This is a genomic window from Sediminispirochaeta bajacaliforniensis DSM 16054, from assembly GCF_000378205.1.
Taxonomy (GTDB): Bacteria; Spirochaetota; Spirochaetia; order DSM-16054; family Sediminispirochaetaceae; genus Sediminispirochaeta; species Sediminispirochaeta bajacaliforniensis.
This window is the reverse complement of the sequence record NZ_KB899412.1, coordinates 181,224-190,244: the sequence shown is the minus strand read 5'-3', so window position 1 is coordinate 190,244 and position 9,021 is coordinate 181,224. Positions and strand designations below refer to the sequence as shown.

The following is a 9,021-nucleotide window of genomic DNA, read 5'->3' as shown; positions in this document are numbered from 1 at the left end:
GGGAAGGATGAGAAGCGGGGGCTGACACATGGGATAGTGGCTGGGATAGAAGGGAAGCGGATAGCATCCGAGTTGAGAAGTCTGTATACCAGGCGGAGGTTTTTCTTACGGAACCAGCCCATGAATCGGAGTGGGAGGGAGCTGTGGGTCAGGTGCATTCCCACGGCCTTACGGTGGATGATTGACTATCTGCCTTCTTATGCATGGGCTTAAAAGCACCACCACGATTCCGGACACTACTTGCACATAAAAGGTGATATCGATACCCTTGTAAGGATGATAGCAGGAGAAACAGACCGCCCACTTATCGTCCAAAGCGACGGTAGCCTATTGATAGATGTACACAATCCGGGCTTTGAAGGCTGCAGAGAAGCCATAGCTCCCTTTGCCGAGCTAGAAAAATCTCCGGAACATATTCACACATACCGAATTACGCCATTGAGCCTTTGGAATGCCGCTTCTGCAGGAATCGAAAAAGACGAGGTTCTGGACAGGTTGGAACGTTGGACTCGTTTTCCCGTACCGGACAATGTACGCTTTCTTATAGGCGACACAATAGAACGGTTTGGAAAACTGATTCTTCGCCCCTCGGAAAGCCCGGACACGCTTTTGCTTACTGTTGAGGATTCTACTATCCGGGCCGAACTTGCCGGACAGAAATCTCTCGAGCGCTACCTGATACCAACCGAAGACGCTTTCATTATCCGGCTGGTAGATAGGGGAACGGTCAAACAGGCACTTATCAAGCTTGGCTATCCGGTAAAGGATGAAGCGCCTCTTACAAAGGGCGACCCATTGCCGATCAGCTTTAGAGAGAAAAGTCTTTCCGGCTACTCTTTTGTCGTACGCGACTACCAGAAAGAGGCCGCAAAGGCGTTGTACGGCGACGGTAAGGCGGGAAGCGGCTTCGGTACCATTGTTTTACCCTGTGGCTCGGGAAAAACGATCGTCGGTATGGAAGTGATGCGTTTAATGCAAACAAATACCCTTATCCTTACTACCAACGTGGCCGCCGTTCATCAATGGATAGATGAGTTGCTGGATAAAACCTCTCTTACAGAGGAACAAATTGGGGAATATACCGGAGATCGAAAATTGATCTGCCCGGTTACCGTCGGAACATACCAGATTTTGACATGGCGTCCGGATAAAGAGGCCGATTTCCCCCATTTTGATCTCCTCAGAAAGTATAAATGGGGATTGATCATATATGACGAGGTACACCTGCTTCCCGCACCGGTATTCAGGGTCACGGCGGAAATTCAGGCGCTGAGAAGAGTAGGATTAACGGCAACGTTGGTCAGGGAAGACGGACGGGAAGACGATGTGTTTTCCCTGGTCGGCCCCAAACGCTACGATGTACCCTGGCGGGAACTCGAACAGAAGGGGTGGATTGCAGAGGCACACTGTCATGAAATACGAGTTCCCCTCCCCGATTCACTCAAGATAGGGTATGCGGTTGCCGACAAACGGGGCAAATATCGTATTGCATCGGAAAATCCCGTTAAGATAGAGATAACAAAAGAGCTGATCTCAAATCATACCGATGATCACATATTGATCATTGGTCAATATCTGAACCAACTCAAGGAGATTGCCGCTGCAATTTCGGCTCCTCTTATAACGGGAAAAACGCCGAATAAAGAACGAGAAGAAATCTATGGGTCCTTCAGAGAGGGCAAAACACGAGTCATTGTTGTCTCAAAGGTGGCCAACTTTGCTATAGATCTTCCGGATGCAAATGTTGCAATCCAAGTAAGCGGTACCTTTGGCAGCCGCCAGGAAGAGGCGCAACGACTCGGGCGTATCCTCCGGCCCAAGGAAAGGGGCTCTACCTTTTATTCACTTGTCAGCAGATACACTACCGAAGAAGAGTTTGCGGCCAACAGGCAGAAGTTTCTCACCGAACAGGGGTATAAGTATCAGATTGAGCTATGGGAGGTCGATTAAACGATGAGCCCCTTGGATGAGTGGAAAAAAATCATGATCTCGCTGCCCGATAAGGTTTTTTTCCCGATCGTAAAAAACTATCTTGGAAAACTCGAAACGCCCTTCCATAAACCGGCCCTCATAGAATCTTTGGCGGGCTTTTTCGCCAGAGAAGAGACAATTGAAAGAATGCTCTCTCTCATCGACGAGGAGGACGCCCTTGTCTTGACGGCCATTAAGATCTTGGATGGTCCGCCCCCCAGGATTTTGCAAAAATTGCTGGAGTCTCGTTTCTCATATTTGGAGTTGCAGCATCTGCTTTTGAATCTTGAAGAGAGGCTGCTCATCTATCGAGACAGAGAAGAGCAAATTCGAATCAGCCCCCTTTTCCTCGAGATCATCGAAAAGCAAATCATCGACACAGAGCTTATATTTCCCTCGGCCCCTGCTCTGCCGAGACCCGTACCCGCCCCATGGCCTTCCGACCGGCTTTTGAGTGCTCTTATTGCCTTTGTAGTGGAACACCGAGGCCAGATACTTAAACAAGACGGAACCTTGCGGAAAAAAATTCTCGAAGATATCACGGTCCGGTTTCCAGGAATCTCACGAGAACGTTTTCTCCTTTTTTTGAGGGCGTCGGTTATCCTCGGCTGTCTGAAAAGCGATTCTCAGTTTATTCTCTTTCCTGCGGAAGATAAGATTAATGCCTTTGCCGAGCTGGAAAGACAGGAGCGTGCGATCCTGCTTCAGGGTGCGGTTGCCTTGGCGGCCGACGGAGAGTTTCATGCCTCCATACATGAATGCAAAGCAATGGGTGAACGCGCCGTTCAATACGTATCGGTTCTTGATCCGGAAAGAAGCTACGACTCGGGAGCACTTCGGGCCCTTTTCCTGAGTGTTGCCTTGAAAAACGGCTATTCTGAAGAGGAACCCCTTAGATTGCCCGGCCTTCTCACGGAAACAGGTCTGCTTCTTCCTGAAAACTCCCGCTGGAGACGGGCGGCCTCGTCGCAAGAGGAGCTACCCCGTGAAGAAGGACTCCTGCTCATTGTCCAGCCCGACTTTAGTATAACCATGCACCCGGGTCTGCCTCTCGATCTCATGATAAGAATAACGGCATTCCTCGAGCTCAAACGATTTGACCTGTATACAAACTACGAATTGAATCGTGCCTCTTTTCAGCGGGGGTGTTCCCGTCTTCCCGGTATCTCCTTGGCAACCCTATTGGCGGAGCATTGCCCCATGTTACCCGGCAATATCATGACCATACTGAAAAACTGGGAAAATGAATTTCATAATGTCACCTTGACAAGAGGGGTCATCCTTGTGGTAGACGAAGAGCGTAGGCATCTGGTGGAACACAATCCCGAAGTGGCGGGGTTTCTGCATCGCCGTTATGCACCGGGAATTTACCTTCTTGACCCAGCCCAGGAGCAGGAGTGGAGAAAAGCTCTTGAGCAGGCAGGAATCACTCCCCTTCCTCCAATCATGGAACTCTCCCGGGATCATGAAGAGGAAGAGACCCCTTTTAGTTTTCCCAGACCGAAAGCAACGACAGAGATCCCTAGGCAACAAAACTATTTTCACGAAAACGGCAGGCCCCGCAATGTCTCCGGCCAGGGTACACGACTGGTGCAAAAGCTTGAGCGGGAGTTGAAAAAAAATAGCTTTTCAGGGGAGGAGCTGGAAGAACTTTCCGCGAGGATTAATAAAAAGCTGATACTGTTCCCCGAACAACTGATTCCCGGTATCGGAGAGAAGGAAAAAAACGAGGCAAAGGGCCTCGATTACACCGGTAAGGTACGTTTGATCGAACGGGCCCTGTCGGAATCGAATGCCCTCCTGGAACTTGTCGAACGGACCAGAGGGGGATCCCCACGAAGGGTTCTCATGAAGCCGGAAGATCTACGAAAGACAGGTACCGATCTTCTTTTACTGGGGCGATCTCTCCCCGAAGAAGAGATGGTGACCGTTACCGTTCGCAGAATCTCCCTGGTACGCAAGCTTAAAAGTTCTCTCTATGCTCCGGATCTTTCGGATACCGCAAACCGGTAAATAGCTCAAACTGCCTTTCGGCCTGCCCAAGCAGCATCTCCTTGCCGCCGATGATATCGCAACCGGCGGTTTCCGCACGCTGTAAAAAGTGTGTTTTTTCCGGTGTATAGATGATATCGTAGACCAACTCATCTCCGGTAAAACAGTAGGATGGAAGTGGATCGTCATCGATATGCGGGCTCATTCCCACCGACGTCGTCTGAACGACCGCCCGATAGGGCCCGAGAAGGTTGGCTTCCTCCGGCGAACAAACATGGCCCTTTGCACCTAAAAGCTCCTCACTCAGACGCTGTGCCCGGGAGTGAGTGCGATTGGCAACAACAACGGAATCGAAAAGTGAACGAAGAGCAACCGCGACGCTCCGCGCAGCACCACCCGCACCAATCATCAAGACACAGCCACCCCTCTCTCCCATCCGGGCCTTTAAGGGAGCCAAGAAACCATCATAATCGGTATTGGTTCCATGAAATTCATGACCGCACCGAAACACGGTATTGCAGGAGCCGATTGCACGAACACTTTCATCAACCTCATGAAGTCGTCCGACAATCTCCTCCTTGAAGGGGACCGTTACACTGAATCCGCCAATCTCCAGCAGCCGGGCAATTTCCATGAAAGCGGCCGTATCGTCGGTTGGAAAGGGAATATAGAGTCCGTCGAAACCGATGGAACGAAAGGCGCTGTTATGGATTTCAGGGGATCGCGTATGAAGTACCGGATTGCCTATGATTCCAAAGAGGCGGCTTTTCTCACTGATACGAGAAAGCGCATAGGGGAAAGTAAGCGCCTCGGCCGAAAGCTGTCCGGGAGCGGCGATTTTCTCTGCGGGAGCACAAAAGGTAAGCATCGAGCCAAAATGACGATACGCTATTCTAACGGGGACACCGAAGTTCCCCATTGCCACGAGAATACGATCTGCAGGCTGCACTTTCAGCTTCAAGGCAGCACGCGTAAAGGCAAGCAAAGAGACGCTGCCGTCGATCATTACTGCCGCTTTCGGAATGGCACCCAAGCCTTCCGCCTCCTCCACCCTGGAGAAAAGAGTGCGTTCATCGGTAAAGGAAGTAAAATCATGGAAGGAGGCGATAAGGCGTCCCCCACACCCGGAAAGAAGCTCAACGAAATTTCGCAAAAGGGACCGCGGCTGGTCCACCTCCAGGTCGATAAATGCAAAACCACTTTCGGCTGCCTTGCGAAGGAGATCAATACGCTCTTCTTCTCCTTCCTTCCAAACGCCTCCGTCTTTCGGTAATCGGGCAGTGGCAATAAGGGGCAAATCACTGCACGAAGGAAGAATCAAGGCTTTTTCCCGTTCCTCCGGCAAAAGGTGATCGAAACGGATTTCGGCACACTCCACCATGGATTGATATGTTACAAGCAACGCTTCCGCTGCCTTGACGTTTCTCTCGGTTATAACAAGCGCCCGCACTCTTTTTCTCCCTTCAATAGTCTCAATAGTCGGCTCGGTAGATGTAGATGTCGTTTAAACCCTTCCCATCGAAGAAAAAACGGATACGAACAGGATAACCCTGGTCGGGAAGCATATAGATCGTCGAATCCTCGTCCTCGGCAAAGGGAACCCCCAGCAGGTTACAGAGCGCCTCTTTCTTCATGCCGAAGGCAATAGCCGAGGGAAGGGAAAAAGGCGGCTGAATGCGGACCTGCCACACGCGATTTTCGAAAAAGAAAAGCGAAACACCATTTGTATAGGAGCAGATCACATCATCCTGATTCTCAGATACCCCGCGAAAGGGTTGAAGCAGATCGGGCATACCGGCCGATTCAAAGGCCTCTACAGGAAATCGACCTAAAAGGGTAAGAGCCGGTTCCATTGCTTGTAACAGCCCTTTCCCGAACGCCGAACTATCGTCGATCCTCCCGGAAATTGGGACTTCTGCAAATAAGGCACCAGCCAGGCACAATATAAGAGGCACAAGGGCCCTACACAAAGTTTTTTTGCACAGTAGATTCATGTTATTCTCCGAAACGTAGCATACCGTAACCCACCGGACCGTCAGCTTCCCCGAGCTTGGTCTCGACCTCTTCCAGTTCCCCGGCAACCGTCAGATCTTCGGGACGAAGCGCTGCAGCCTGACTGAAATAACGATAAGCCTTTTTCAGCTCTCCCCTTTCCCGATAAAGGCGTGCAATGGCAAGCAAGGCGTCAAAATTCTGGAGGTCCTCGAGAAGAGCGGAACGTAGAAGATCGAGCTTTTGGGATGGATCGTCTGTCACCACGCTCTTTAGATAAAGCAAGCGACTGCGATCTCCGGAATTAAGAGTACCCTCTCTTGCCAAAAGGGTTTCAATAAGGCCAGACGCCTCTCTCTGGTCTCCAGCCGTCCCGAAAGAAAGCAACGATTGGGCCAATAACAGGCGGTCGCCGACAGGGGCGCCCCCCTTTGCGGAAAGTTCCCTAGCATAACTGATTGCGACCGTACCCTTTCCCAATGCACTTGCGATCTGTACGCCGAAACGTAGATATGCGGCCTTTCGTCCGTCGGCACGAAACAATGCGGTAAGATACCCCTCGGAGGCTTGCCACTGTCCCTGCTCCATCGCCTGTTTAAGAAGAGCGACAAGGGCCGCAATAGAGGTTTGCCCTCCACGATTTTCATCAAGCAGCTGACGGGCGGTGTCGGTACTTCCGCTTTCTAAAAGGGTCAGCTCATACATGGCATTGAAAAAGGGGTCTGTTCCATAGCGATCTTTCCCCTCCGCCAGGAGCTTAACGGCATCCTCGTTTCTGTTTCTCTGAAGAAGCAGGCGGGCCCTGGCAAGGAGAAGATCCTGGGTTTCTCCGTAGCTCCGTTCCAGGGCATCGGCAAGGCGGCTGGATTGTTCGTATCTGCCGTAGAGTTCCAGCAAAAGGGGACGTTTACAAACCACCACGGCATTATCGGGATAGCGACGAATCATATCCGCAAGCAGGATATCGGCATCTTCTACCATGCCCGCGGCAAGATAGGATTCAAGGGTTTGCAATTCAAGGATCAGCTGCCCGGGAAAGCGTTGCAAAAGCTCCTTTCGATATCCCGCACTTATCTCATACTCTCCCCGGGAAAAAGCAATTCGGCCGAGCGCCTCGGATGCCGGATAGCAACCGGCATCCTTTTCCAGGGTAGCTTGATAATACGACTCCGCCTTGTCGAACTCCTTATTAGCCTCTTCAAAACGCCCCAACAGATAGCGAGGTAAAACCGTCTCACTATTCAACTTGATAAGCTGTTCTGCGGTTGCGGCGGCACGCTCTCCTCCCTCGGGCATGGAACTATCCTGATAGGATACCGGGGCCTTCAACAGGGAAAGCGTCGAGACCATGAGAGAAATGAAAGAGGCATGCGCTTCACCGACTACAGGGTAAGCCCCTGAGAGGGCCTCGGAAAAAAGCCGTGGGAAATCGCTGTTTTCCGGTTCGGCGGGAAGAGATGCTTGCTGCTCCTCCATGGGATAAGCGGCGCGATACAGACGATCGGCGACATAAAACAGCTCAACGCCTGCGCTGCTTCGGTCGAGTCCTTCTGTTCTGATACGAGAGAGGACCGCGCGTAAAGAATCGGGAGAAGCGATTCGAACCTGCTGTCGCAGTTGCTCAAGAAGCTCTTCCCTGCCATCGGGAGAAACAGAAGTACTGCTTCTGACCGACGGAGAAGAACTCTGGCAGGAGACGACAAAGAGCAGCGGTAAAGATAGAACCGCCCAAAAGTAAAAACCGCTTTTTCCCAAAAGCCGTACGCGCACCCCTGTATTCCCGAACTTAGTCGTTCATATGCTTAATAACATTATCGGCGAAAAGAGAGGTCGACACTTCGACGGCCCCTTCCATCAATCGTGCAAAATCGTATGTGACTGTTTTGGCCATGATGGCCCCTGTTATTCCCTTATCGATGAGTTCGGCAACTTCTTTCCAACCCATATACTCAAACATCAGCTTACCGGAAAGCATGAGCGAACAGGGATTTACCTTATCCATGCCGGCATACTTGGGTGCCGTTCCGTGTGTTGCCTCGAAAACGGCATTACCGGTTTCGTAATTGATGTTTGCTCCCGGCGCAATCCCGATACCTCCGACCTGAGCGGCAAGGGCATCCGACATATAATCACCGTTGAGGTTCATTGTGGCGATAACGTCGTATTCGGCCGGTCGCGTCAGGATTTGCTGGAGAAAAGCATCTGCAATAACATCCTTGACCAATACCTTTCCCGCAGGAACCTTGCCGTCGGGGATATCGTCCCAGGTGACAATACGATCCGCAAACTCTTCCCGAGCCAGCTCATAGCCCCACTCTCGAAAGGCTCCCTCGGTAAACTTCATGATGTTACCCTTGTGTACAAGAGTAACCGTCGGCAGGCCCTGCTCCAGGGCATAGGTGATAGCGGCACGAATGAGTCGCCTGGAACCTGTTTTACTGATCGGCTTGATACCGATTCCGGAATCACTGCGAATATTCCAACCGTAATGCTCTTTCAAAAACGAGATCAGTTCGCTCGTTTTTTCTTCACCCGCCTTCAACTCCAGACCGGCATATACATCTTCGGTATTCTCGCGAAACACCACCATATCGATCAATTCGGGACGCTTTACGGGAGAAGGGATTCCCGGAAAATGTTTCACAGGACGGAGACAGACATAAAGATCAAGCCGCTGACGAATCGCTACGTTAAGACTGCGAAAACCGCCCCCGACAGGGGTGGTGAGAGGGCCCTTAATGCCTACAAGATATTCCCGCAATGCAGCTTCCGTTTCAGGAGGAAGCCACTGGCCGTTATTGTTAAAAGCCTTTTCTCCCGCAAGAACCTCTTTCCATGCGACCGAACGTTTTGATCCATAGCTTTTTTCAACCGCAGCATCGAACACACGGACCGAAGCCTTCCATATATCCGGGCCGATTCCATCCCCTTCGATAAAGGGAATAATAGGGAAATCGGGAACCCGCAATGTTCCATCGGACATAGTAATCTTTTCTTCCATTCACGCCTCCAAGAAATGTATCGACAAGTCTACCAGAAGCCCTGCGGCTTGCAAACCCCGACTGG

The 9,021-nt window shown here is 51.2% G+C and carries 6 protein-coding genes and 1 pseudogene; 3 read left to right on the top strand and 4 right to left on the bottom strand.

Features of this window, described 5'->3' with window-relative positions:
- The 3 genes and pseudogenes from F459_RS24260 to F459_RS0108680 all read left to right on the top strand — a co-directional run.
- Positions 1–213, top strand: a pseudogene (locus F459_RS24260) (hypothetical protein); the annotation flags it as partial.
- A gap of 63 nt (positions 214–276) precedes the next feature.
- Positions 277–1,950: a DNA repair helicase XPB gene (locus tag F459_RS0108685; RefSeq protein ID WP_020612344.1), complete on the top strand. Its 1,674-nt coding sequence runs from the start codon at positions 277–279 to the stop codon at positions 1,948–1,950.
- Positions 1,951–1,953: 3 nt separating this feature from the next.
- Entirely contained in the window at positions 1,954–3,984 is a 2,031-nt protein-coding gene (locus F459_RS0108680; protein WP_020612343.1) for a hypothetical protein, read from the top strand.
- On the opposite strand, the gene aroE is transcribed toward F459_RS0108680, so the two are convergent.
- Genes aroE through icd form a run of 4 tightly spaced genes read right to left on the bottom strand, consistent with a single transcriptional unit; the run spans position 3,935 to position 8,956 of the window.
- On the bottom strand, positions 3,935–5,413 hold the full coding sequence (gene aroE, locus F459_RS0108675) for a shikimate dehydrogenase (protein WP_020612342.1): 1,479 nt from the start codon (positions 5,411–5,413) through the stop codon (positions 3,935–3,937). The two genes, F459_RS0108680 and aroE, sit on opposite strands and share 50 nt — an antisense overlap.
- Before the next feature lie 22 nt (positions 5,414–5,435).
- Positions 5,436–5,957 (bottom strand): hypothetical protein, encoded by a 522-nt coding sequence (locus F459_RS0108670; RefSeq protein ID WP_020612341.1) that lies wholly within the window; start codon positions 5,955–5,957, stop codon positions 5,436–5,438.
- A 1-nt stretch (position 5,958) separates the two neighbouring features.
- Complete coding sequence (locus tag F459_RS0108665) at positions 5,959–7,725, bottom strand: tetratricopeptide repeat protein (RefSeq protein WP_020612340.1); 1,767 nt, start codon at positions 7,723–7,725, stop codon at positions 5,959–5,961.
- Positions 7,726–7,741: 16 nt separating this feature from the next.
- Positions 7,742–8,956 carry an NADP-dependent isocitrate dehydrogenase gene (icd, locus tag F459_RS0108660; protein ID WP_020612339.1) on the bottom strand — a complete coding sequence of 405 codons (1,215 nt, stop codon included), beginning with the start codon at positions 8,954–8,956 and terminating at the stop codon, positions 7,742–7,744.
- Positions 8,957–9,021: the final 65 nt, after the last annotated feature.